This is a genomic window from Dietzia timorensis (genome assembly GCF_001659785.1).
Taxonomy (GTDB): Bacteria; Actinomycetota; Actinomycetes; order Mycobacteriales; family Mycobacteriaceae; genus Dietzia; species Dietzia timorensis.
In genome coordinates this window covers 2,009,819-2,033,385 of sequence record NZ_CP015961.1, presented here as the reverse complement: position 1 = coordinate 2,033,385, position 23,567 = coordinate 2,009,819, and the positions used below count along the sequence as shown (strand labels likewise).

The following is a 23,567-nucleotide window of genomic DNA, read 5'->3' as shown; positions in this document are numbered from 1 at the left end:
CGTGAATACCACTGCCTGGATTATCGTCGCCGTCGTTGTCATCGTCCTGCTGGCGATCCTCGCGATCGCCATCGGCCTCTGGCGCCGCTCGCAGAACAAGATCTCCTTCTCCAAGGAAACAGAGACCGAAGAGCCCAAGGAGATCACCCAGCAGGAGCGCTCGGGCAACTACCAGGCCGGCACCGGCTTCTCTTTTGCCCCGGCGGAGAAAGAAAAGGTTCGCCGCGACGAGCCCTCGGCTAAAGCCGCGGCACCCGCGCCGGAAAAGTCTGCGCCGGAAAAGACCGAAACACCCACGTCTGACGACGAAGCCACCGATTCGCAAGCCCCCGAAAAGCCCGCCGGGGCTGGACGTGCGGCAGCGACTGGCGCGGCCGCCGGAGCCGGCGCAGCCGCGGCGGCAGGGGCGGCAACCGCCGCAGGCGAGTCGAAAGACACCGACGAGAATGCCGAGACCCCGGACTCCGACGCCGAGGCAACCGAAAAGGCCGCCGTCGACAAGGACACGGGCACGGGCACGGCTGCTACCGCCGAGCCGTCGGCGGAAGGGTCAGAGAAGGACGAACCGGCCGCTGATGAGGCAGCCGCCGAACAGGCCACCGAAGTGGCAGGCGATGCCCCGGAAACGACGCACCCAGACACCGTCGCCGTCCCGGCTCCCGCCGAACCCACCGAGGAGATCGCCCCGACCGATGGGCGCATGCACCGCCTTCGCGGGCGCCTTTCGCGATCGAACAACACCGTCGGCAAGAGCCTCCTCGGCCTGCTCGGTGCCGGCGACCTCGACGACGAGGCGTGGGAGGAGATCGAGGACACTCTGATCATGGCCGACCTCGGAAGCGAGACGACCATGCGTATCGTCGATCGGCTCCGTTCGGAGATCGCCTCCAAGCAGGTGCGCACGGAGGACGATGTTCGCGCACTCCTGCGTCAGGCGCTCATCGATAACCTCCATCCCGAGTTCGACCGCTCCGTTCGCGCCCTCCCGGGAGACGGCAAGCCCGCCGTCATCCTCGTGGTTGGTGTCAATGGAACGGGGAAGACGACGACGACAGGCAAACTCGCACGGGTACTCGTCGCCGACGGCCGTACGATCCTGCTCGGCGCCGCCGATACCTTCCGTGCCGCAGCCGCGGACCAGCTGCAAACCTGGGGCGAGCGCGTCGGCGCGGAAACCGTGCGAGGCAAGGAAGCGGCCGATCCGGCGGCCGTGGCATTCGATGCCGTTTCGCGAGGTATCGAATCCGAGGTCGACGCCGTGCTCGTCGACACGGCAGGGCGCCTACACACCAAGGTCGGGCTCATGGATCAGCTCGGCAAGGTCAAACGCGTCGTGGAAAAGCGCACCAACGTCGATGAGGTGCTCCTCGTTATTGATGCGACGACCGGGCAGAACGGGCTGCAGCAGGCGCGCGTGTTCCGCGACGTCGTCGACATCACCGGAGTCGTGCTCACCAAGCTCGACGGCACCGCCAAGGGCGGCATCGTGTTCCAGGTCCAGCACGAGCTCGATGTGCCGGTCAAGCTCGTCGGGCTCGGGGAGGGCGCCGATGACCTCGCGCCGTTCGTTCCCGAGGCGTTTGTCGACGCGCTACTGGCTTAGCAGGTACCCGGCCCGCTCGGCGTAACCGAGCCGTAACACCGGCGGCGCAGCCGTTCACCCCGCGGTTACACCGGACGCGAAGAACGGAAACATCGGCACGGAATTCTCTAAGTCAACGGACAGCAAAGCAGCGATGGAAGCTTTGCGCCGGTTGACCTACGAGGAGGGAACGTTCCCGTGAATTCCGTGATCTTGGCGCAAGATGCGCCCACATTCAGCGCAGGTGATTCTGCGTGGATGCTCATGGCCGCGTCGCTTGTTTTGCTCATGACCCCGGGCCTGGCGTTCTTCTACGGCGGCATGTCCCGCCAGAAGTCCGTGCTCAACATGATGATGATGTCGTTCGGCGCGATGGGCGTCATCGCCATCGTCTACATCCTGTGGGGCTGGTCGATGTCCTACGGGACCCAGGCCATCGCGGGGATCTTCGCCAACCCCTTCGAGCAGTTCGGCCTTGCCGGCGTCATCGGTGACGCCGACGGCTGGGTCGCCGGGGCCACCGGCACCTACCCGCAGGTCATAGACGTCGGATTCCAGGTGACCTTCGCGATCATCACCTGCGCGCTGATCTCCGGCGCGATCGCCGAGCGCACCAAGTTCGGCACATGGCTCGCATTCACCGCGCTGTGGGTGACGCTGTGCTACTTCCCGCTCGCGCACATGGTCTGGGGCGGCGGTCTACTCGGGGACGGAGAGACCGGATTCGCTTCGTGGATCTTCGGCTCTACAGATGGTGAGGCAAACGTCGCGCCCGTCGACTTCGCCGGCGGCACCGTCGTACACATCAATGCCGGCATGGCCGGTCTCGTTCTCGCGGTTCTCATCGGCAAGCGCCTCGGATTCGGTAAGACCGCCTTCCGCCCGCACAACCTCCCGTTCGTCATGCTCGGCGCGGCGCTGCTGTGGTTCGGCTGGTTCGGGTTCAATGCGGGCTCGGCGTTCGCTGCCGACGGCGCAGCCGGACTCGCCTGGGTCAACACCACCGCAGCCACCGCCGCCGCGATGCTCGGCTGGCTCGCGACCGAGCGCCTCCGGGACGGACACGCGACTTCCTTGGGCGCAGCGTCCGGCATCGTCGCCGGCCTCGTCGCCATCACCCCGGCGGCCGGCTCGGTCCATCCGTTGGGCGCCATCGCGATCGGCGCCATCGCCGGAGCCCTCGCCGCGCTCGCGATCAGCCTGAAGAACCGCTTCGGATACGACGACGCACTCGACGTCGTGGGCGTCCACCTCGTCGCCGGACTCTGGGGCACGATCGCCATCGGCTTCTTCGCCACTGGCACCTTCGGCACCGCCCCGGGCCTGTTCTATGGCGGCGACGGCTGGAAGCTGCTCGTCGTGCAGATCGTTATCGCTCTGGTCGCGCTCGTGTTCACCGCGATCATGACCACCGTCTGCTTCTATGTCCTCAAACCGCTCGGTTGGAGGATTGACGAAGCCGACGAGTCGGCGGGAATCGACGGCGCGGAGCACGCCGAAACCGCGTACGAGAGCCAGACCCAGGCGCTGCGCGGATAGCCCCGGGCACGAGACTTCGCTGAAAGGAAACCCAAGAAAATGAAGCTGGTCACAGCCATCATCAAGCCGTTCACTCTGGACGACGTCAAAGAAGCACTCGAACAGCAGGGTGTCTATGGAATCACGGTGTCGGAGGTCCAGGGATTCGGCCGCCAGAAGGGACACACCGAGGTCTACCGCGGCGCCGAATACACCGTCGACTTCGTACCCAAGCTCAAGGCCGAGATCGCGGTGAGCGACGACGACGTCGACGGCGTCGTCCAGGCCATCGTCGACGCCGCCCGCACGGGAAAGATCGGCGACGGCAAGGTATGGGTCACCCCGATCGACACCATCGTCCGCGTCCGCACCGGCGAAACCGACGGCGACGCCGTATAGCCCCGCCGGGCGCAGGCACGCATACCCCAACGAACGGGGTGCGGCGGAGCTCGAATCGCCGCCGCACCCCTCGGCCCACGCGCCGAGCACACACGAGGAATCGGGGAACGCTACATGGTCACCATTTCGGCACAGGAACTCAAAGGCGAACTCGCCGGCGGGCGGGCCGGCCTCATCGACTCCGCCCTTGCAGGCACTCTGGATTCGCAGGGCCTCCGCAGCGCTATGACCGAGTTGTACGACCTCGTCCTCGGCCGGCTCGCCACGCGCGCGGGAATCGTCCCGGGATCCGGGTACGCGCTGTGCGCCTTCGGCGGCCTCGGGCGGCGGGAGATGCTGCCGTATTCCGACCTCGACTTGGTCTTGTTGTATGACGGCGGACGTGCCGCGAACCTCCAGGAGACCGCGGATGCCCTCTGGTATCCGCTGTGGGATTCGGGACTGTCGATCGACCACTCCGTGCGCACTCCCGAGCAGTGCCTAACTCTCGCGGCCGAGGATCCCAAAGTCGCTCTGAGCATGCTCGAACTCCGGCACATCGCCGGAGATCCCGCGCTGTACGAAAAGGCCGCGTCCGGCGCGCGCACCGCGTGGCGCAAGGTCGTCCACTCCAAGCTCGACGACCTCGTTGACCAGATCGCCGCTCGAAGGCAGCGCTCGGGCGCCATCGCCCACCGCACCGAGCCGGACCTCAAGTATGGCGAGGGCGGACTACGTGACGCCCAGATACTCGACGCGCTCGCCGAGGCTAACGTCGCGAACGAGGCCATCGCCGTCATCCCCGACGCTCCGGGACGCAGCGCACGCGAGGCCCGGAAGCTGCTGCTCGATGTGCGTACGTGTCTCCACCTTGTCGGTGGCAAGTCCCGCGACATCCTCCACGCACAGTTCGCCGAGGACGTCGCGCGACTGCTGCACTACGACGACCGGTTCGCGCTCGCGCGCGACCTGTCGAACGCCTCGAGGACCATCGCCTTCGCCACCGACCTCGGCGTCCGCACGGCACGCGGCGCGATCCCGCGGCGCGGGCTAGCGGCGCTGCGCCGGGCGCCTGCGCGACGCCCGCTCGCCGAGGGCGTCGTCGAACAGGGCGGGGAAGTGGTCCTCGCCCGCGGCGCCCGGCCCGAGCGCGACGACTCGCTGTTGCTACGGGTGGCCACGGCGTCCGCGCGGCACGGCATTCCCATCTCTGCGGGAACGCTGCGCCGCCTCGCCGACGGCGCGCCCTCGCTGCGCGACGAATCCTCGCCGGTGTACCTCGACAACCTCGTGTCGCTGCTGGGGACGGGGGAGTTGGCGATCGGTGTTATCGAAACCCTCGACAGGTCCGGGCTGTGGGACCGGATCCTGCCGGAATGGGCGGCGGTGCGAGACCTGCCGTCGCGCTCGGCGATGCACGTCTTCACCGTCGACCGCCACCAGGTCGAGGTGGTCGCCGAAGCCACGCGGCTGGCGACCGAGGTCTCCCGCCCGGACCTACTGCTCATCTGCGCGCTGATCCACGACATCGGCAAGGGGCGCCAGCGAGACCACAGCGTGCTCGGCGCCGAGCTCGCCGCGGTGATCTGCGCGCGCCTGGGAATGCCCGCCCGGGACGCCGAACGAGTAGTCAAGGTGGTGCGGCACCACCTCCTGCTCGCCAAGACCGCGGCGAGCCGCGACGCGAGCGACCCTGCCACCGCCGAGGAGATCCTCACGCACCTCGGGACACGGGATCGTGTCACCTTCGAACTGCTTGTCGCGCTCACCGAGGCGGATTCTCGCGCCACCGGGCCGGGCGTGTGGACGCCGTGGAAGGCACACGTGCACAGCACGCTAGCCGCCACGTGTGTCCCGTACGTCGACAATGTCGCCCCGGCTCCGCCCGAACTGACACCGGCGGACGGTCCGTCTGTGACGGCGAACATCCGCATCACCGAGGGCGCCTATGCCACCCGCTACGTGCTCGAGGCGGAGGTAGACGGCGGAACCGGGGGACTGGCGGACGTCCTACTCGTCCTCGCTGCGCGCGGAATCGAGGTCGTCCGCGCCCAGACGCTGCGCGTGGAACAGGGGGAGGCGGGCGAGATACACAGAGTTCTGGCCGACATCTCGACCCTATTCGGCACGCCGTCGGACCCGGCCCTGGTCGCCCAGGACCTGCGCGCTTTGTCGAGCTCGACGGTTCGCTCCCGCCTGCACAGCAAGGTCGACCGCCGTCAACAAGAGGCGTGGACGGCAGCCGGGGCGCGTCCGCGGGTGTGGTTCGAGCACGACATCGGGGAGGCAGGCGGTTCGGAATCGCGATCGGGTCTGCTGCGCGTGCGCAGCGCGGACCGTCCGGGTCTGCTCGCGGAGCTGATTGGGGCGTGCCGCGCCGCCGGGGTGGAGGTCGAGTGGTCGAGGGCCGAAACGTTCGGCGAGTTCATCGCGGACACGCTGTATGTGAGTGGAATCTCTGATGCCCCGGGCGGGACCGAACGGCTCGTCGATGCCGTCCGCGCGATGTTGCCGAGCCCGCCGCCCGAGGCCGAGGAGAACCGATGACCGCGAAAGGAGAGGCGGGGCAGACATCAGCTAGTGCGCGCGGTTAAGGTGGAATACCAGTAACCGGCAATCGTTAGGGGTTGGCTAGTAGTGTTCGAATCGCTTTCCGATCGGCTCACAAGTGCGCTCAAGGATCTGCGCGGCAAGGGCCGGCTCACGGATGCGGATATCGACGCCACCGCACGCGAGATCCGTCTCGCGCTACTCGAAGCGGACGTGGCGCTGCCCGTCGTGCGTGAATTCATTTCCCGCATCAAGGAGCGCGCCAAGGGCGCCGAGGTCTCCGGCGCGCTCAACCCGGCGCAGCAGGTCGTCAAGATCGTCAACGAGGAGCTCACCGGGATTCTCGGTGGCGAGTCGCGCCCGCTCAACTACGCGAAGCAGCCGCCGACGGTGATCATGCTCGCCGGCCTCCAGGGCGCCGGTAAGACCACGCTCGCGGGCAAGCTGGCGAACTGGTTCAAGAGCCAGAAGCACACCCCTATGCTTGTGGCGTGTGACCTGCAGCGTCCCGGCGCCGTGGACCAGCTCAAGATCGTCGGCGACCGCGCGAATGTCCCCGTGTTCGCCCCGCACCCGGGCACGTCCGTCGGTGGTGACGGCGAGCCGATCGGTGTCGCCGAGCCGGTCGATGTCGCCAACCGGGCCATCGCGCACGCTCGGGCGAAGATGCACGACGTGGTCATCGTCGACACCGCCGGCCGGTTGGGTATCGACGAAGAACTCATGGCGCAGGCCCGCGGGATCCGCGATGCCGTTGAACCGGACGAGACGTTCTTCGTTCTCGACGCGATGGTCGGCCAGGACGCGGTGACGACGGCGGAGGCGTTCCGCGACGGCGTCGGATTCACCGGCGTCGTGCTCACCAAGCTCGACGGCGACGCCCGCGGTGGCGCCGCGCTGTCGGTGCGCGAGCTCACCGGCACGCCGATCATGTTCGCCTCGAACGGTGAGAAGCTCGAGGACTTCGACGTCTTCCACCCGGACCGCATGGCGAGCCGCATCCTCGGCATGGGCGACGTGCTGTCCCTCATCGAGCAGGCGGAGACGGTCTTCGATCAGAAGCAGGCCGAGGAGGCCGCGTCGAAGATCGGCAGCGGCGAGCTCACGCTCGAGGACTTCCTCGATCAGATGCTCATGATCCGTCGGATGGGTCCGCTCGGCAACATCATCGGCATGCTCCCCGGTGGCAAGGAAATGAAGGACGCGGTCGGGGATATCGACGAAAAGTATCTCGACCGCATCCAGGCGATCATCCGCGGTATGACGCCGGAGGAGCGCGCCAACCCGAAGATCATCAACGGTTCACGCCGCTTGCGCATCGCCAACGGCTCGGGTGTCAAGGTCTCCGACGTCAACCAGTTGGTCGATCGGTTCTTCGAGGCGAAGAAGATGATGGGCCGGATGGCCGGGCAGATGGGGATGCCCGGCTCGCGCTCGGCGACCAAGCGTCGCAAGGGCAAGGGGAAGAAGGGCAAGAAGGGCGGACGCGGACCGACGCAGCCAAAGAACAGGATGAACATGCCCGGCATGCCTCCGGGGATGCAGATGCCGCCCGGGATGGATATGCCCGGCGGTCCGGGGGCTGCGGCTGCCGGCGGAAAGGGCGCCCCGGACCTGAGTGGCAACCCGCCCGGGCTCGACCAGCTGCCGCCCGGACTCGAGGGCATCGACCTGTCGAAGCTGTCCTTCCCGAAGTAGGTTCTCGCGTCGCCGGTGCGCCGATTTACGAAATCGGGTCGGTGCCGGGTAAGTTGGAGCGCTGGACGCCGTCACCGGTGAGCCTTCGCGTGCCCAGCGCGCGGGGGTTCGAGCCGAACGGCGGTCACCCGAAAGGCGAGACCGGGCCCCGTAACCGACGGGTGTCGCTGAATCGCCACGTGACCTACGAAGATAAGGAATCATCAGAACCATGGCAGTCAAGATCAAGCTCACCCGTCTCGGTAAGATCCGTAACCCGCAGTACCGCATCATCGTCGCCGATGCGCGTACCCGCCGCGACGGCCGCGCCCTGGAGACCCTCGGCCTGTACCGCCCCAAGGAGAACCCGAGCTACATCGAGCTCGACTCCGAGCGCGCACAGTACTGGCTCGGCGTCGGCGCACAGCCGACCGAGGCTGTCGAGGCCATCCTCAAGGTGACCGGCGACTGGCAGAAGTTCAAGGGCATCGAGGGCGCCGAGGGCTCCCTGAAGACCGCCGAGGAGAAGCCGTCGAAGCTCGACCTGTTCAACAAGGCCCTCGAAGAGGCCTCGAACGAGCCGACCGCCGAGGCCATCACCTCCAAGCGCAAGGCCGATAAGGCCAAGAAGGCCGAAGAAGAGGCCGCTGCCAAGGCCAAGGCCGAGGAAGAGGCCGCAGAGGCCAAGGCCGCCGAGGAAGCCGGCGAGTCCGAAGAGGCCGCCCCGGCCGAGGAAGACAAGGCTGCGGAGTAAACCATCATGGCTGAGGACATCGCGGAGGCTGTGGAACACCTCGTGCGTGGCATCGTCGCCGAGCCGGACGCGGTAACCGTCCGGGTCGACAACGGCCGGCGCGGGACCACCTTTCGCGTGTCCGTGTCGCCCGCGGACCAGGGTCGTGTCATCGGTCGCCGCGGACGCACAGCCAGCGCGCTGCGCACCGTGGTCACCGCCATCGGCGGGAAGAGCTACCGCGTCGAAATCGCGGACTAGTTTCCAGACGAACTACCCGAAGGCCCACACATGGAACTCGTCGTCGGCAGGATCGTCAAATCCCACGGAATCCGGGGCGAAGTCGTCGTAGATATTCGCACCGACTCCCCGGAGGAGCGGTTCGCCAAGGGCTCCGCTCTGGCCACGCGCACCCGCAGGTCCAAGGGCTCCAGCGTGCCCGAAACGCTGAACGTCGAGGCCGCCCGGAATCATTCCGGGCGGCTTCTCGTGCGCTTTGCAGGGGTCGGCTCGCGGGACGACGCCGACGCGCTTCGCGGTGTCGAGCTGCTCGTCGACTCCGACTCGTTCGAGCCGCTCGACGATGACGATGAGTTCTACGACCACCAGCTCGAAGGTCTCGACGTGCGCGTCGAGAACACCGGCGCCGCCTCTATCGGGCAGGTGAGCGAAGTGCTCCACACTCCTGCCGGTGAGGTGTTGTCGATCACGACGCTTGCCGATGGCCCGCACGCAGGGCGCGAGGTCCTCGTCCCGTTTATCGAGCAGTTCGTACCGACCGTCGACCTCGCCGCCGGCACCGTGGTCATTACCCCGCCCGACGGGCTTCTCGACATCACCGGCGGCACGGACGGCGCTGCCGCCGACGATCGCCAGGAATAGCCACGTGCGCATCGATGCCCTGACGATCTTCCCCGAATACCTCGAACCTCTCGGCACCGCGATCCTCGGCCGCGCCCAAACCAAGGGCCTCCTCGAGGTCGGCGTCCACGACCTGCGCAACTGGACCCGCGACGTCCACCGCTCGGTCGACGACACCCCGTTTGGCGGCGGCCCAGGCATGGTCATGCTGCCCGGCGTGTGGTGGGCCGGACTGTCCGAAGTGCTGGGACTTCCGACGTCACCACAGGATTCTTCCGAAACTACCCCTTCCGATGACGTCGGACGCCGCCCGCTGCTCGTCGTCCCGACCCCGGCGGGCCGGCCGTTCACGCAGCAGCTGGCCGAGGAGTTCGCGACGCGTTCGCATCTCGTCTTCGCGTGCGGGCGCTACGAGGGGATCGATCAGCGCGTTTTCGATGCCGCCGCGGAACACGTAGACGTGGTCGAGGTTTCGCTCGGAGACTATGTGCTCATCGGGGGAGAGGTCGCCGTGCTCGCGATCTCGGAGGCGGTCGTGCGCCTCATCCCCGGAGTGCTCGGAAACCAGCGCAGCCACGAGGAGGACTCGTTCTCTGACGGCCTGCTCGAAGGCCCGTCCTACACCCGCCCCGAGGTGTGGGAGGGAATCGCAGTGCCGGAGGTGCTGAAATCGGGCAATCACGCTCGTATCGACCGGTGGCGCCGCGACCAGTCGCTGTTGCGCACTGCCGAGCGGCGGCCCGAGCTTCTCGCGGACGTGGAACTCGACAAGGCCGACTTTGCGGTGCTCCGTTCGGCCGGATTTGGCCAGCTCGCAGACGACCTGGCACACTAGACAGGTTGCATCTGCGGGTGCACGGAATTCGCGCTGCGAAATTCTCCCCCGCGATGAGCGCTATTGATTCCGGGCACGAACCAGACGAGCATGTCGTAAGGGCGTACGCCGCTAGGTTCCTCTGTCCACGAGTGCAAGGACACATCAATGAACACTTTGGATTTTATCGACAAGGCCTCGATGCGAGACGACATTCCGTCGTTCCGCGCTGGTGACACGGTCGAGGTGCACGTCAAGGTTATCGAGGGCACCAAGGAGCGTGTGCAGGTCTTCAAGGGCGTCGTGATCCGTCGCCAGGGCGGCGGCGTCCGCGAGACCTTCACCGCTCGCAAGATCTCCTTCGGCGTGGGCGTGGAGCGTACCTTCCCGGTGCACTCCCCGAACGTCGATAAGATCGAGGTCGTTACCCGCGGCGATGTTCGCCGCGCGAAGCTGTACTACCTGCGCGCACTTCGTGGCAAGGCTGCACGAATCAAGGAAAAGCGCTAGGCGCCTCGGGTCTCCGACTCTCGAAGTACTTGCGAGAACGCCCCGCCACTATCGCGGGTTCACATGATCGTCGCAACACTCTCAGATGAGAGGTTGCGGCGATCATGTCGTTTCAGGAGGACTGTGTTCAGTTCGGTGACCAGTTAGCGCGGCTGGTTGATGCCGGGGTTCCGGTGAAGGAAGCCGCTGTGGTGGTGGGTGTGCCACGGCAGCGGTGTTATGCGATTTTGCGGGCGATCGGTCGGCCGGTGGGGCGCCTGCGTGGAGTGGGCAAGCCGGCCGACTCGAGGCAGATCGTGGAGGTGTTCGATCGCACCGGGTCGATCAACAAGGCAGCGATCGAGTGCGGTGTGGCGTTCTGCGTGGCTCGTCGAATTTTGGTCGCTGCTGGTCTGGTTGACGCTGCCCCGCGGGCGTTCGGTAAGCCGGAGGCCAAGAAACGGTTCCTCGAGTTGATGGATCAGGGTTGGACCGCAGCGCGCGCGGCCCGCGAGGTGGGAGTCAACGAGCGCACCGGCCGGGACTGGCGTCAGGGAATCCGGCGTACCCGCAACACGCGGATCTATCCGGACGGTCGGGTCGTGGATTATCGATCCGGCACGGTCTACAAACAAACCGTGACTAGTGCGACCTGCGTAGACGCCGCAGCATCTCCGGTGATCAGTACCCGTTACCTATCTCTCGATGACCGGATTGCGATCGCCGATGGGCTGGTGGTCAAGGATTCGATGCGCACGATCGCTGCCCGGATCGGCAAGAATGTCTCCAGCATCTCCCGCGAGGTACGCGAGCACAGCATCGCTGGCCGGTATCTGCCGCATCAGGCGCATCGCGATGCGGCGGCGGCGCGGGTGCGGCCGAAGCGGTCCAAACTGGTGGTGAACAAAGTCCTGCGGGCAGCGGTCGAGGAAGGCTTGTCGAGAAAACTTTCGCCGGAGCAGATCTCGCACCGTCTGCGGCGGGATCATCCCGACGACGAAAGCATGCGGGTGAGCCACGAAACGATCTATCAAGCGCTGTATTTCCAAGCCCGCGGCGGTCTGAAGAAGGAAGTGCAGCACGCACTCCGGACTGGGCGGACCAAGCGTAAGCCGCAGCGGAAAGAAGGTGAGCGGTATCAGCGGTTCGTCGACCCGATGGTAATGATCAGCGACCGTCCCGCCGAAGTGGACGACCGCGCTGTTCCCGGGCATTGGGAAGGGGATCTGATCACCGGTGAGCAGAACAAATCCGCGATCGGGACTCTCGTCGAGCGTGCCACCCGCTACACGATGTTGCTGCACCTGCCCGACGGGCACGACGCCGAACAGGTCCGCGACGCGCTCATCACCGCGATCGGTGATCTGCCCGCGCACCTACGCGGATCGCTGACCTGGGATCAAGGTGCCGAACTCGCCCGACACAAGCAGATCACGGTCGCCACCGACATGCAGGTCTACTTCTGCGACCCTGCCAGCCCCTGGCAGCGCGGAAGCAACGAGAACACCAACGGCCTGCTGCGGCAGTACTTCCCCAAGGGCACCGACCTGAGCGTTCACAGTCCTACCGATCTCGAGCACGTCGCCCAGGAACTCAACGGCCGTCCACGCAAAACGCTCGACTGGGATACCCCAGCCGAGCGTCTGCGTGATCTAATCACCACCAACTAACAGCAGTGTTGCGTCGACCACTAGAAACCGCCCTATCGGCGGGGCGTTCTCGCATTTGCTCGTGACCTCTTCGCTCGTGCCGACGGATCCCCGTAGGGGCTAAACCGGCGGTATCAGGAGCGGTCGACGTAATATCGGACCCCGCGGTTATCCATCGGGGACACGTTGATGCTGCGTGATGAGACGAGGGTAATGGCGTAAGGTTTCCCGAGTGACCCACGCTAGTTCTCAAAATGGTGCCGCCGGAGGCAACAACCCTCGATCGGCGTCGTCTCACCGCGCCGATTCCGGTGGAAGCCGTTTCCGCAATCCGGACGGCTCTCGCCCCTGGTACATCGAAATCCCGATGTTGATCATCATTGCGTTGATCATCAGCTTCCTCGTCCAGACGTTCGTTGGGCGTGTCTACCGGATCCCGAGTGAGTCGATGGAGCCCACGCTCATCGGCTGCGAGGGCTGCAATGGGGATCGCATCGTGGTGGACAAGATCACCTACCGCTTTAACGACCCGCGCCCGGGCGACGTAGTCGTGTTCAAGGGCTCGGAATCGTGGAATGAGGGATACGAATCGCAGCGCTCGGACAACCCCGCGCTGCGCGCCCTTCAGAATGCCGGCAGCGTGGTGGGTCTCATGCCGCCGGACGAGAACAATCTCGTCAAGCGAATCATCGCTGTCGGCGGACAGACCGTCGGCGGCTGCAGCCCCACCGGGGATCTCCTGGTCGACGGGCAGCCGCTCAAGGAAGACGGCTACATCAATAATCCCGCCGAGAGTAAAAAGAACCCGATGAACTGCAACTTCGGTCCCGTCGAGGTGCCAGAGGGCAACGTGTGGGTGATGGGAGATAATCGTTCCAATTCCGCTGATTCCCGCTACCACATGGGCGATCAGTACCAGGGCACCGTTCCCGAGTCGGACATCGTCGGCAAGGTGCGCTGGGTCATCCTGCCGTTCTCTCGCATCGGCGGTGTGGACTCGCCGGATCTGATGAGCATCTCCGGCATCGACGCACCCGAGTAGTCGCAGGTGCGCGAAGCAGACCCGCTCCACCCGCCGCGCGCGCGAATCACCCGGAAGGACGATGTCCCGGGCGTCGAATCGGCGCTCTACCGGCGTGGCCTCGGCTCCGTTGCGGGCGTCGACGAAGCTGGCCGCGGGGCGTGCGCGGGCCCGTTAGTCGTTGCTGCGGTGATCCTCGGGCCGAAGATCCCCGCGGCCCTTTCGGGGCTCGACGACTCCAAAAAGCTCAGCGCCACCCGGCGCGAGGCTCTGTTCGACGTCATACGTGAAAAGGCTTTGTCCTGGTCCGTGATCCAGATCGATCCCGAGATTATCGATGTCGAGGGCGTCCACCACCACAACATCGCGGGGATGCGCCGGGCGGTCGCCGGCCTCGACGCCCGCCCGGGTTACGTGCTCACCGACGGTTTCGCGGTCGAAGGGTTCGGTGTGCCCTCGTTGGCGGTGGTCGGGGGAGATGCGGCGGTGCCATCTATCTCCGCCGCGAGTGTCCTCGCAAAGGTCACGCGAGATCGGTTTATGGTGGACCTCGACACTCGTTATCCCGGTTACGGGTTGGCCGGTCACAAGGGGTACGGCACGGCCGCACACCAGGACGCGTTGGCCCGGTTAGGGCCGAGTCCACAGCATCGAATGTCGTACGCGAATGTTCAGCGTGCTGCCGCCCTGGCGGCGGCGCGAGGTAGAGGAGAAGCCGATGAGCGCCGAGGATCTTGAGAATTACGAGACCGAGATGGAGCTGTCGCTGTACAAGGAGTACCGCGATGTCGTCGGCCAGTTCACATATGTGGTCGAGACCGAGCGGCGCTTCTATCTCGCTAATGCGGTTGAGCTGATCCCGCGCTCTGCTGACGGAGAGGTCTACTTCGACGTGCGCATGTCCGATGCGTGGGTGTGGGACATGTACCGTCCCGCGCGCTTCGTCAAGTACGTGCGGGTGCTGTCGTTCAAGGACGTGAACATCGAGGAGATCGAAAAGCCTGATCTGTCGCTTCCCGAGTAGACTTTCGCCTCCGTCGAGCGGGTCCTCGAATCCGCAGCACACAGGCCGAGCCGCCACCGCCCACCCAACGGGCGATGGCGGCTTTTTCGTGCAGGTCGAAAGCTCGAGGACTCGTTGTGCACAGGGGGAATCCCACCTTCCACAGAAGTGCGTTTCATGCAGGTATGACGTCGGACGTCCCCGCAACCCAGGCCATGCTCGATTCCGACAGCGCCGCCGGATTTCCCGGCGGGGCGCGAACGAATCGAGGAGACCCATGGCCGATAATTCCTGCGCCGAAGACAGCTTCTACTTCGGTCGAGGCATCGCGACAAAGCAGCCGTCACGACCAACCGTGCTGCGCGATCACCCCGACGTGCTCGGGCCGGATCCACTCACGTTGTACATGCCGTGGATCTCGCGGTGGAAGAAGGAATCCTGGCCGCAAACCCGCTCGGAGGTCGGCCGCTTCGGGGAGGACCTCGTCGCCGAGCTGGCCGAAGATCTCGGCTTCGAGGTCCTTGGCCGGAACTGGCGGTGCCCGAACGGCGAGCTCGACCTCATCGTTCGCGGCGCGGACGGGGTGATCCGGTTCGTCGAAGTCCGTACGCGTACCGGGCCTCGGTACGGCTCGCCGGCCGAATCGGTGGTTCCCTCAAAACTCGCCCGCCTGCGCCGGCTCGGCGGTGCGTGGCTCGCCGCGCACCGCGACGTTCACGGCGAAGCGGCGTTCGACGTGGTTGCGGTCGAGAAGGATGGCGAGGACGAGGCGAAGCTCACCTGGCTCTGGAATGTGCTCTAGATGGGTATCGGTTACTCTCGCGGCGTCGCGGTCGTCGGCGTTGGCGGGCACCTGGTCGACGTAGAGGTCGATTCCGGCAACGGGCTGCCGGCCACACACATCGTCGGCGCAGGTGACGCAGCGCTTCACGAAGCCCGTGAGCGCGTCCGGGCGGCAATCGTCAACAGCGGCTACCCGTATCCACCTGGCAAGGTCGTTGTCTCCTTGTCACCCGCGTCGCTGCGCAAGACCGGCAGCGGTTTCGACCTCGCGATCGTCGCGGCGGTGCTGTCCTCACGCGGCATCATCCCCTCGTCGGCGCTCACTGGTGTCGCGCTCGTCGGTGAACTCGCGCTCGACGGCCGCGTCCGTCCCGTGCGCGGCGTTCTTCCCGCAGTGCTCGCCGCCCGCGATGCGGGCTTGTCGGCGGTGCTCGTTTCGTCCGGCAATCTCGCCGAGGCGCGGCTCGTGGGCGGGATCGCGTCGATCGGACTACGCACACTCGAGGACCTCCGCGACTACTGCCTGGGGCTCGAGCTACCCGAGTACCCGGTGCCGGAACCCGACGGCACGAATAGCAACTGCGCGGTCGCGGACCTCGCCGATGTGCGAGGGCAGCCCGAAGCACGGCGGGCTGTGGAGATCGCGGCCGCCGGCGGACACAACCTTCTCCTTCTAGGCCCTCCGGGCACGGGCAAGACGATGCTCGCACGGCGTCTTCCCGGCCTGCTTCCTGATCTGTCCGAACGCGACGCCCTGTCGACCACCGCGGTGCATTCGGTATCCGGGGCGTTGGGCGAGGGGCGGTCTCCGCTGGTGTCGCGTCCGCCATTTGTCGCGCCGCACCACACCGCGTCCATGAACGCGTTGGTCGGTGGCGGGCATGGGCTTGCTCGCCCGGGGGCGGTGTCTCTCGCGCACAACGGGGTGCTGTTTCTCGACGAGGCGCCGGAATTCGCCGCACGGACCCTCGACGCATTGCGCACGCCCCTGGAGGAAGGGGCGGTACGCATCGCGAGGCGCGACGGTGTGACGGAGTTCCCGGCCCGGTTCCAGCTCGTGATGGCAGCGAACGAATGTCCGTGCGGGGCGGCAGAGGCCGCCAGGTGTTCATGTCCATCAGCACTCAGGCGCCGTTACATGGCCAAGCTCTCGGGTCCACTGCGCGACCGGCTCGATATCTGCGTGCGGACCTCTCCGGTAGGCGTTCGGCTTCTATCCGATACCGAACAGGAATCGACGGCAACCGTCCGCGAGCGGGTGCACCGCGCAATCGACTGCGCGACCGCGCGCCGTATCGCCGGGCACGAGGGCGACACCGCGGCGAAGGTCGAGGACAGCCTCTCTCGCACGGCAATGACCCCGCTGAAGCGGGGACTCGTCAGGGGCGCGATCTCCGCGCGCGGCGCGCGCCGCTGCCTCCGGTTGGCGTGGACTCTCGCCGACATCGATGGATCTACCAGCCCCACACAACACCACGTCCTAGAAGCGATGACCCTGCGAGGAGACGAAATATGACACCGGTAACCGAGTCCTGGGAGGCGTGGCTCTATCTCAACGCCGTGTGCGAGAGACCGACCGCGGCGATGTGGGACTTCGTCGACATCTATGGGCCCGTCGACGCCGCCGAACGCATTAGGCGCCGGGCAACAGAGGAGTTCCGAGACGTCGCCGCGCAGACCGAAGCCCGCGCCGAGAAAATCGACCCGGTCGCACTGCGAACATTGGGTGAGCGGCACGGAGCCAGGTTCCTTTGCCCCGGGAATCCGGGGTGGCCCGCCGAGGCGTTCGCAGCCCTCGATCATCCACGTCAGCACGGGGTCGATCACAGCGGGACCGAAGTGGGCTCAGCGCTTCCGCTCGCGCCATTCGGCCTGTGGATTCGCGGCGGACCGGACATTCCCGACTTCGCCACCGCGCGCACGGCATCCATCGTCGGCACCCGGGACCTGACTTCCTACGGTCGGGTCGTCGCATCAGAATTAGCAGAGGCCTGTGCGGGCGAGGACATCGCCGTCATCTCCGGAGGTGCGCTCGGCATCGACATCGCTGCGCACCTGGGATCGCTGTCCGCCGACGGCATCACCACCGCCGTACTGGCCTGCGGAGTCGACAAACTCTACCCCTCGGCCAACCAACAAACCCTGCGCCGCGTCGCTGGCTCGGGCGGAGTGATCTCCGAGTATCCGCCGGGCACCGGCGTCACCAGGTACCGCTTTCTCGACCGAAACCGGATCATCGCCGCACTCGGTTCGGCCACAGTCGTCGTCGAGGCCGCCATGCGCAGCGGCGCGCTGAGCACCGCCCGATGGGCACACGCGATGGCCCGTCCCGTGTTCGCCGTCCCGGGATCGATCCATTCGCGCGCCTCGGCCGGCTGCAACAACCTGCTCGGCATGTACGCCATGCCACTAGCTCTTACCAGCGAGATCGGGGAAATCGTCCCGACGTACGGTTTCGCGCGCTCCGCAGAACCACATCCATATGACGTCGGAGCCACGCAGCCCACTCGGCGACCCGGAAATCCCGTCGACTGGATGTCCGAGAAGCAGAGCCGGGTATTCGAGGCATTGCGGGGCGATTTCTCGCAGGATTCCGCAATGGTCGCCTGGGAAAGCGGTGTTCCCGAAACCCAGGTCAGGCGACACCTCGGCACCCTCGAGCGGTTCGGCTTTGCCGTCAACACCGGTGGGAAGTGGAAACTTCCCGAGAGAAAGGACCGATTCCAACAGGCCCTGCCCCTATACGGAGAAGGTTCGCCCTTCTGATCACACGATTCACAAGCGGATCCCGTCGAGAGCGTCAATATTGTCGCTAACCGTCGGCGACTCTTGGATCCGTCTTGCGCCCCGTTGGCACAAGGGCCACAGTAGATAACATGCACAACAGCGTGGGCGATTCCGATGGTGGCGTGGACACGTCGGCATTCGTCGCGCGCGGACCGAAGGTCGACGACCTGCTCGATGAATTTGCCGCCGACCTGACCTCGCGCGGACGATCCGAGGCCACGGTTCGGTCCTACGTCTCGGATGTCCGGCATCTGTTCACCTACCTGGATCCGGACGACGCCGCGCCTGCTCCGGCCGTGCTCATCGATCTCGCGGCACTTCGAGCCTGGCTGGGCGAGCAGGTGGCAGGTCGCGCGGCTCGGTCGACCATTGCGCGCAGGGTGGCCTCTGCACGTGCCTTCACCGCGTGGGCGCATCGTCGCGGCGTGCTCGACGGCGATCCGGGCCAACGTCTGGAGGCCCCGCGCCCCCACCGTCGGTTGCCGCGGGTCCTGGACGAGGCGCAGGCGTCCGAGGTTATCCGTTCGGCAGAACTCGGGGCGGAGGAGTCGGATCCCGCCGCACTACGCGACCAGGTCATCGTCGAGCTCTTGTACTCCACCGGCATCCGTGTATCCGAGCTGTGCGGGCTCGACCTGAGATCCATCGATAGCGAGCGCCGGGTGATGCGTGTGCTGGGCAAGGGGAACAAGGAACGGACCGTGCCTTTTGGCATTCCTGCCCAGCGGGCCATTGATGGCTGGCTCGAACGCGGCAGGCCCGCCTTGGTCTCGGCGTCCAGCGGCGAAGCGTTCCTCCTCGGGGCGCGCGGCGGGCGGCTCAACGTGCGCGCCGCCCGCAAAGCGGTCAACGATGTCACGTCCGCGACCGACGGTGTTCCCGTGCTCTCGCCCCACGCCCTTCGTCACAGCGCTGCCACCCACCTGCTTGCCGGCGGCGCCGACCTGCGTCATGTGCAGGAGATCCTCGGACACACGACCCCTGCGACGACCCAGCTCTACACGCACGTGTCCAGCGAGCGACTCGCGGCCGCGTATCGCATAGCGCACCCTCGCGCCTGAGACGGGCGTATTTGCCGCTCGCGTCGCACGCGATCTGGGACGGGGTCGACACGGCTAGGCAGACTCGACCGGCTTGAGCACGATCGGCCGCAGCTTGGCGCCCAGCAGCGTCAGTGGATCGAGGTAACCGTCGGGGTCGTTGCTCCAGCGGGCGCCCCAATGCACGCAAGCGGCGACCTCGCAGCCTGGGTGGATACCGAACACGTGCCCGATCAATCGACCCCGCTCGACGGTATCCCCGGCCATGACGGCGGAGCGTACCGGCTCGTATGTGGTTCGAAACCCTCCTTCGTGCTCAATGGAGACCACAGGTCTGCCGGCGACCATCCCTGCGAATGCGACTCGCCCGGGTCCCGCCGCGCGGACCTCTGCCGAAGGGGTCGCCGCGAGATCGACACCGCGGTGGCCCGGAAGCCATGGCTGCGGCGGAGGCGAGTACCCGCGGACCACGGCACCCGGCGCGACGGGAAGATCGAAATCCTCGCTGCCGGTGAGTGATTCGGTCGATCGCGGCGCGGGGTCGGTCTCGTCGAAAACTTCTCCATCGGCCGTTAGCGGGAAGGCCAGGAAAAGCGCGACGACCGCCGTCATGACCACACCGAGCAGGCGTATGAAGAAACAGACGCGCCCGGGACGCGGGGAGTCGGCGAGCGGAACTGTCGATGGCATAAAACGAGTATTGGCGCGGAGACGGGGCCGGTGGGGGCGCTACGTCATATGTAGAGCTGACCGGCGCGTTTCCCGAGCGGACTCGCGCTCGGAAAGAGTTGGACCATTTCGCGTCGCGGGTTATGCTTGCGGGGCAGTCTTGTGTGCCGGGAGACGTGTGTCTTTTCGGTACATGATTCTGACTTCGCGCACCTGGCAACGGTGCTCGTTCGTCCCCGTCCCCGTTGAGGAGGTGGGGGAGCGCCGGTGTTGTATGCCCTTCGAGTCAGTGGTGTTCGGTCGTCCCAGTGGTCGGCCGGATTGCCTCGAGGCAGGTGCTAGGCAAAACCCAAGAACAACTACGGACATATAAGAAGGAGGAGGAGGGGCCTCCAGAACGCGTGATACCTACGGAATCGCACGTTTTTGACCCTCAAAGCAACATGGCTGTCGTTTCCATGAAGCAACTGCTCGATGCAGGTGCACACTTTGGCCACCAGACCCGTCGCTGGAACCCGAAGATGAGGCGTTTCATCTTCACCGACCGCAACGGCATCTACATCATCGATCTTCAGCAGACGCTGACCTACATCGATCAGGCCTACGAATTCGTCAAGGAGTCCGTGGCCCACGGCGGCACCGTGCTCTTCGTCGGCACGAAGAAGCAGGCACAGGAAGCTATCGCCGAAGAGGCGACGAAGGTCGGCATGCCGTATGTCAACCAGCGTTGGCTCGGCGGCATGCTCACCAACTTCCAGACCGTGCACCAGCGCCTCTTGCGCCTCAAGGAGCTCGAGTCGATGGAGCAGACCGGTGGCTTCGAGGGCCGCACCAAGAAGGAAATCCTCATGCTCACGCGTGAGAAGAACAAGCTCGCCCGCACCCTCGGCGGTATGCGCGAGATGTCGAAGATTCCTTCCGTCGTGTGGATCGTCGACACCAACAAGGAGCACATCGCCGTCGACGAGGCTCGCAAGCTGGGTATCCCGGTTGTCGCGATCCTCGACACGAACTGCGACCCGGATGTTGTCGACTACCCGATCCCGGCGAACGATGACGCCATCCGCTCCGTCGACGTGCTCACCCGCGTCGTCGCCTCTGCCGTCGCCGAGGGCCTCAAGGCCCGCTCGGCTGCGAAGGAAGGCAACAAGGGCGAAGAGGCCGAGCCGCTCGCCGAGTGGGAGACCGAACAGCTCGACGCCGTGACGGCTGAGGCCGAAGCAGCTGCCACCACCGAGGATGCCGCTCCGGCTGCTGCGCAGGACGCGCCGGCCGCCGAGGCTCCCGCTGCGGACACCAAGTAGGTTCTCGCGCATGCAGCGCTAACACCAGGGCCCGGTGCCAGCTACTCGAGTGGCTGGTACCGGGCCCGTGTTGTGCTCTCGTTCCGCGTCCGACCATCGTGCGTTCAGCCGTGTCTCGCCACGAGTTCACCCGGGTTGCGCGCACCCTGTAGGGCATAGTGCCTTAACCTGGTGAGGGAATGGGCTGTCCATTCCGCTGAAGCCACGCGGAAAATTCAAGACTTTTACCCAAGCCGAGATTGACGAAATCAAAATACCCAAGGAGGGTCGCCCCAACATGGCGAACTACACCGCTGCCGACGTCAAGCGTCTTCGCGAGCTCACCGGCTCCGGAATGATGGACTGCAAGAACGCACTTGTCGATTCGGACGGAGACTTCGACAAGGCCGTAGAGCTTCTTCGCATCAAGGGTGCGAAGGACGTGGGCAAGCGCGCCGGTCGCTCGACCGCCGAAGGCCTCGTCACCATCAAGGACGGCTACATGATCGAGCTCAACTCGGAAACCGACTTCGTCGCGAAGTCCGCCGAGTTCATCGAGCTCGCGGACAAGATCGTCGGCGTCGCCGCCGCGAACAAGGTTGCCGACCTTGCCGCTCTCGAAGCTGCGGACCTCGACGGCCAGCCCGTCTCCGAGGCCGTCACCGCGTTCTCCGCCAAGACCGGCGAGAAGCTCGTCCTCCGCCGCGTGGCCTCTTACGAGGGTCCGGTCGCAACCTACCTGCACAAGCGCTCGTCCGACCTGCCGCCGGCCGTCGGCGTCATGGTGTCCTACACCGGTGACTCCGAGGCCGCTGCCGAGGCCGCTCGCACCGCCGCGATGCAGATCGCCGCTCTCAAGGCCAAGTATGTCTCCCGCGATGATGTACCCGAGGACGTCATTGCCAAGGAGCGCGATATCGCCGAGGCCACCGCCAAGGAAGAGGGCAAGCCCGAACAGGCTCTGCCGAAGATCGTCGAGGGACGCCTCAACGGCTTCTTCAAGGACGTTGCGCTGCTCGATCAGCCGTCGGTCTCCGACAACAAGAAGACCGTCGGCGCGCTCCTCGAGGAGGCCGGCGCCAAGGTCACCGCGTTCGAGCGTTTCGAGGTCGGCCAGGAGTAAGGCTTTCCTGCGGCGATCGTTACGCACATAGTGTTCAGGCACCTGGAGTCGACATCGACCAGGTGCCTGAACCGTGTCCGGGCATGGCAACGCCGCAGTCGTCACCGGCCAATCGGGCTGAAACGGCAATGAGGCAAGATGGTGTCGATAGAGAAATTGATCGCAGAGCACGATTCAAGGAGCGAGATGACTAACGAGTCGGACACCGGCTACACGCGTGTCATGTTGAAGCTTGGCGGTGAAATGTTCGGTGGCGGAGCCGTCGGAATCGATCCCGATGTGGTCCAATCCGTAGCCCGTCAGATCGCCGAGGTCGCCAAGAGTGGCACGCAGATCTGTATCGTCATCGGTGGCGGCAACTTCTTCCGCGGCGCACAGCTGCAACAGCGCGGGCTGGACCGTGCGCGCTCGGACTACATGGGCATGCTCGGCACTGTGATGAACTGCCTCGCGCTGCAGGACTTCCTCGAACAAGAGGGCATCGATACGCGCGTGCAGACCGCGATCACGATGGGGCAGGTCGCCGAGCCCTACATCCCGCTGCGCGCGATCCGCCACATGGAAAAGGGACGCGTCGTCATCTTCGGTGCCGGCATGGGAATGCCGTATTTCTCCACCGACACGACAGCCGCGCAGCGTGCACTCGAGGTCAAGGCGGAGGTCCTCCTCATGGCCAAGGGCGTCGACGGCGTGTACTCCGACGATCCGCGCACGAATCCCGACGCCGAGCTCTTCGACAAGATTACCCACCGCGAGGTTATCGAGAAAGAACTCAAGGTCGCCGACGCCACCGCTTTCTCCCTGTGTATGGACAACAACATGCCGATCCAGGTGTTCAACCTTCTCGTCGAGGGAAACGTGGCAGCAGCAGTGGCAGGTAAGCAGATCGGCACGCTTGTCGCCACATAGACCTCGCCGGCTCGGCCGAGAGACTAAACTCAGGTGTCGGACTATCCGACTAGCACAGATTGATACCCCGCAAAGGACCCGCGATGTTTGACGAAGCAATGCTCGAAGCCGAAGAGAAGATGGAAAAGGCCGTGAACCACGTTCGCGACGAGCTTTCCGCCATCCGCACCGGCCGGGCCAACCCGGGGATGTTCAGTCGAGTGCAGGCCGAGTACTACGGAATGTATACGCCGATTACGCAGATGGCGACGATTTCCGTTCCCGAGCCTCGCATGCTGCTCATCAAACCCTACGAGCTGGGACAGATCGGCAACATCGAACAAGCTATTCGCAATTCCGACCTCGGCGTCAACCCGACGAACGACGGTCAGGTGCTGCGTGTCACCGTTCCTCAGCTCACCGAGGAACGTCGGCGCGATCTCGTCAAGCAGGCCAAGTCCAAGGCTGAGGATGGCCGCATCGCGATCCGCGGCATTCGCCGCAAGGGTATGGACGAGATCAAGCGGATCGTGAAAGATGGCGAGGCAGGCGAAGACGAGGGCAACGCCGCAGAAAAGGACCTCGACGCCGCGACGTCGAAATACGTGAGCGAGGTCGACGATTTGGTGAAGCGGAAGGAAGACGAACTGATGGAGGTGTAGCCGTCCCCTCCTAGTTCGCACGAGAATACGGGCCATAGTTCGACAGATCGGAGTTAG

Annotated in this window: 23 protein-coding genes; 22 read left to right on the top strand and 1 reads right to left on the bottom strand. The window is 65.6% G+C overall.

The features are described from left to right. Position 1: 1 nt before the first annotated feature. From ftsY to BJL86_RS09210, 18 genes are all read left to right on the top strand, one after another. On the top strand, positions 2–1,603 hold the full coding sequence (gene ftsY / locus BJL86_RS09295; protein ID WP_067475224.1) for a signal recognition particle-docking protein FtsY: 1,602 nt from the start codon (positions 2–4) through the stop codon (positions 1,601–1,603). Positions 1,604–1,840: 237 nt separating this feature from the next. Next, positions 1,841–3,121, top strand: a complete 1,281-nt coding sequence (locus BJL86_RS09290; protein WP_082908551.1) for an ammonium transporter — start codon at positions 1,841–1,843, stop codon at positions 3,119–3,121. Positions 3,122–3,160: 39 nt separating this feature from the next. After that, the gene (locus tag BJL86_RS09285; protein ID WP_067475221.1) at positions 3,161–3,499 is read left to right on the top strand and encodes a P-II family nitrogen regulator; all 339 of its coding nucleotides are present in this window, start codon (positions 3,161–3,163) and stop codon (positions 3,497–3,499) included. 114 nt (positions 3,500–3,613) lie between these two features. Continuing rightward, a complete protein-coding gene (locus BJL86_RS09280; protein WP_083657632.1) occupies positions 3,614–6,025 on the top strand; it encodes a [protein-PII] uridylyltransferase in 2,412 nt (803 codons plus the stop codon). Positions 6,026–6,115: 90 nt separating this feature from the next. Continuing rightward, complete coding sequence (ffh, locus tag BJL86_RS09275) at positions 6,116–7,726, top strand: signal recognition particle protein (protein ID WP_067476487.1); 1,611 nt, start codon at positions 6,116–6,118, stop codon at positions 7,724–7,726. Between the two features lie 211 nt (positions 7,727–7,937). Then, entirely contained in the window at positions 7,938–8,459 is a 522-nt protein-coding gene (gene rpsP, locus BJL86_RS09270) for a 30S ribosomal protein S16 (RefSeq protein WP_067476486.1), read from the top strand. Positions 8,460–8,465: 6 nt separating this feature from the next. Then, positions 8,466–8,699, top strand: coding sequence for a KH domain-containing protein (locus BJL86_RS09265; protein WP_067476484.1), 234 nt, complete (start codon positions 8,466–8,468; stop codon positions 8,697–8,699). A gap of 30 nt (positions 8,700–8,729) precedes the next feature. Further along, positions 8,730–9,320, top strand: a complete 591-nt coding sequence (rimM, locus tag BJL86_RS09260) for a ribosome maturation factor RimM (protein ID WP_067476481.1) — start codon at positions 8,730–8,732, stop codon at positions 9,318–9,320. Between the two features lie 4 nt (positions 9,321–9,324). After that, positions 9,325–10,134 carry a tRNA (guanosine(37)-N1)-methyltransferase TrmD gene (trmD, locus tag BJL86_RS09255; RefSeq protein WP_067476478.1) on the top strand — a complete coding sequence of 270 codons (810 nt, stop codon included), beginning with the start codon at positions 9,325–9,327 and terminating at the stop codon, positions 10,132–10,134. 147 nt (positions 10,135–10,281) lie between these two features. Further along, positions 10,282–10,623 (top strand): 50S ribosomal protein L19, encoded by a 342-nt coding sequence (rplS, locus tag BJL86_RS09250; RefSeq protein WP_067476475.1) that lies wholly within the window; start codon positions 10,282–10,284, stop codon positions 10,621–10,623. 455 nt (positions 10,624–11,078) lie between these two features. Continuing rightward, positions 11,079–12,272, top strand: coding sequence for an IS30 family transposase (locus BJL86_RS09245; RefSeq protein WP_197487682.1), 1,194 nt, complete (start codon positions 11,079–11,081; stop codon positions 12,270–12,272). A 211-nt stretch (positions 12,273–12,483) separates the two neighbouring features. Continuing rightward, on the top strand, positions 12,484–13,293 hold the full coding sequence (lepB, locus tag BJL86_RS09240) for a signal peptidase I (RefSeq protein WP_414836055.1): 810 nt from the start codon (positions 12,484–12,486) through the stop codon (positions 13,291–13,293). A 6-nt stretch (positions 13,294–13,299) separates the two neighbouring features. After that, on the top strand, positions 13,300–14,010 hold the full coding sequence (locus BJL86_RS09235) for a ribonuclease HII (protein WP_067471793.1): 711 nt from the start codon (positions 13,300–13,302) through the stop codon (positions 14,008–14,010). Then, positions 13,991–14,296, top strand: coding sequence for a DUF2469 domain-containing protein (locus BJL86_RS09230; protein ID WP_067471791.1), 306 nt, complete (start codon positions 13,991–13,993; stop codon positions 14,294–14,296). Before BJL86_RS09235 ends, BJL86_RS09230 begins: the two co-directional genes overlap by 20 nt. Before the next feature lie 256 nt (positions 14,297–14,552). Further along, positions 14,553–15,077: a YraN family protein gene (locus BJL86_RS09225; RefSeq protein WP_231887112.1), complete on the top strand. Its 525-nt coding sequence runs from the start codon at positions 14,553–14,555 to the stop codon at positions 15,075–15,077. Then, complete coding sequence (locus tag BJL86_RS09220) at positions 15,078–16,574, top strand: YifB family Mg chelatase-like AAA ATPase (RefSeq protein WP_067471788.1); 1,497 nt, start codon at positions 15,078–15,080, stop codon at positions 16,572–16,574. It abuts the gene before it with no gap. Further along, on the top strand, positions 16,571–17,824 hold the full coding sequence (dprA, locus tag BJL86_RS09215) for a DNA-processing protein DprA (RefSeq protein WP_067471785.1): 1,254 nt from the start codon (positions 16,571–16,573) through the stop codon (positions 17,822–17,824). The genes BJL86_RS09220 and dprA overlap by 4 nt, the downstream gene beginning before the upstream one ends. A gap of 110 nt (positions 17,825–17,934) precedes the next feature. Further along, on the top strand, positions 17,935–18,906 hold the full coding sequence (locus tag BJL86_RS09210) for a tyrosine recombinase XerC (protein ID WP_156515196.1): 972 nt from the start codon (positions 17,935–17,937) through the stop codon (positions 18,904–18,906). A gap of 54 nt (positions 18,907–18,960) precedes the next feature. On the opposite strand, the gene BJL86_RS09205 is transcribed toward BJL86_RS09210, so the two are convergent. After that, complete coding sequence (locus tag BJL86_RS09205; protein ID WP_067471783.1) at positions 18,961–19,575, bottom strand: M23 family metallopeptidase; 615 nt, start codon at positions 19,573–19,575, stop codon at positions 18,961–18,963. A 422-nt stretch (positions 19,576–19,997) separates the two neighbouring features. Between BJL86_RS09205 and rpsB the strand changes: the two genes are divergently transcribed. From rpsB to frr, 4 genes are all read left to right on the top strand, one after another. Then, positions 19,998–20,858 (top strand): 30S ribosomal protein S2, encoded by an 861-nt coding sequence (gene rpsB, locus BJL86_RS09200; protein ID WP_067471780.1) that lies wholly within the window; start codon positions 19,998–20,000, stop codon positions 20,856–20,858. Between the two features lie 277 nt (positions 20,859–21,135). After that, complete coding sequence (gene tsf, locus BJL86_RS09195) at positions 21,136–21,960, top strand: translation elongation factor Ts (protein WP_067471778.1); 825 nt, start codon at positions 21,136–21,138, stop codon at positions 21,958–21,960. A gap of 186 nt (positions 21,961–22,146) precedes the next feature. Beyond that, positions 22,147–22,869, top strand: coding sequence for a UMP kinase (pyrH, locus tag BJL86_RS09190; RefSeq protein ID WP_156515195.1), 723 nt, complete (start codon positions 22,147–22,149; stop codon positions 22,867–22,869). An 83-nt stretch (positions 22,870–22,952) separates the two neighbouring features. Beyond that, positions 22,953–23,510 carry a ribosome recycling factor gene (frr, locus tag BJL86_RS09185; protein WP_067471773.1) on the top strand — a complete coding sequence of 186 codons (558 nt, stop codon included), beginning with the start codon at positions 22,953–22,955 and terminating at the stop codon, positions 23,508–23,510. Positions 23,511–23,567: the final 57 nt, after the last annotated feature.

Coding starts and splice junctions, on each gene's coding strand:
- BJL86_RS09290 (WP_082908551.1), top strand. CDS start 1,841: ATGCTCATGGCCGCGTCGCTTGTTTTGCTCATGACCCCGGGCCTGGCG.
- BJL86_RS09285 (WP_067475221.1), top strand. CDS start 3,161: ATGAAGCTGGTCACAGCCATCATCAAGCCGTTCACTCTGGACGACGTC.
- BJL86_RS09280 (WP_083657632.1), top strand. CDS start 3,614: ATGGTCACCATTTCGGCACAGGAACTCAAAGGCGAACTCGCCGGCGGG.
- rpsP (WP_067476486.1), top strand. CDS start 7,938: ATGGCAGTCAAGATCAAGCTCACCCGTCTCGGTAAGATCCGTAACCCG.
- BJL86_RS09265 (WP_067476484.1), top strand. CDS start 8,466: ATGGCTGAGGACATCGCGGAGGCTGTGGAACACCTCGTGCGTGGCATC.
- rimM (WP_067476481.1), top strand. CDS start 8,730: ATGGAACTCGTCGTCGGCAGGATCGTCAAATCCCACGGAATCCGGGGC.
- rplS (WP_067476475.1), top strand. CDS start 10,282: ATGAACACTTTGGATTTTATCGACAAGGCCTCGATGCGAGACGACATT.
- BJL86_RS09245 (WP_197487682.1), top strand. CDS start 11,079: ATGGATCAGGGTTGGACCGCAGCGCGCGCGGCCCGCGAGGTGGGAGTC.
- BJL86_RS09230 (WP_067471791.1), top strand. CDS start 13,991: ATGAGCGCCGAGGATCTTGAGAATTACGAGACCGAGATGGAGCTGTCG.
- BJL86_RS09225 (WP_231887112.1), top strand. CDS start 14,553: ATGGCCGATAATTCCTGCGCCGAAGACAGCTTCTACTTCGGTCGAGGC.
- BJL86_RS09220 (WP_067471788.1), top strand. CDS start 15,078: ATGGGTATCGGTTACTCTCGCGGCGTCGCGGTCGTCGGCGTTGGCGGG.
- dprA (WP_067471785.1), top strand. CDS start 16,571: ATGACACCGGTAACCGAGTCCTGGGAGGCGTGGCTCTATCTCAACGCC.
- BJL86_RS09210 (WP_156515196.1), top strand. CDS start 17,935: ATGCACAACAGCGTGGGCGATTCCGATGGTGGCGTGGACACGTCGGCA.
- BJL86_RS09205 (WP_067471783.1), bottom strand. CDS start 19,575: ATGCCATCGACAGTTCCGCTCGCCGACTCCCCGCGTCCCGGGCGCGTC.
- rpsB (WP_067471780.1), top strand. CDS start 19,998: ATGGCTGTCGTTTCCATGAAGCAACTGCTCGATGCAGGTGCACACTTT.
- tsf (WP_067471778.1), top strand. CDS start 21,136: ATGGCGAACTACACCGCTGCCGACGTCAAGCGTCTTCGCGAGCTCACC.
- pyrH (WP_156515195.1), top strand. CDS start 22,147: ATGACTAACGAGTCGGACACCGGCTACACGCGTGTCATGTTGAAGCTT.
- frr (WP_067471773.1), top strand. CDS start 22,953: ATGTTTGACGAAGCAATGCTCGAAGCCGAAGAGAAGATGGAAAAGGCC.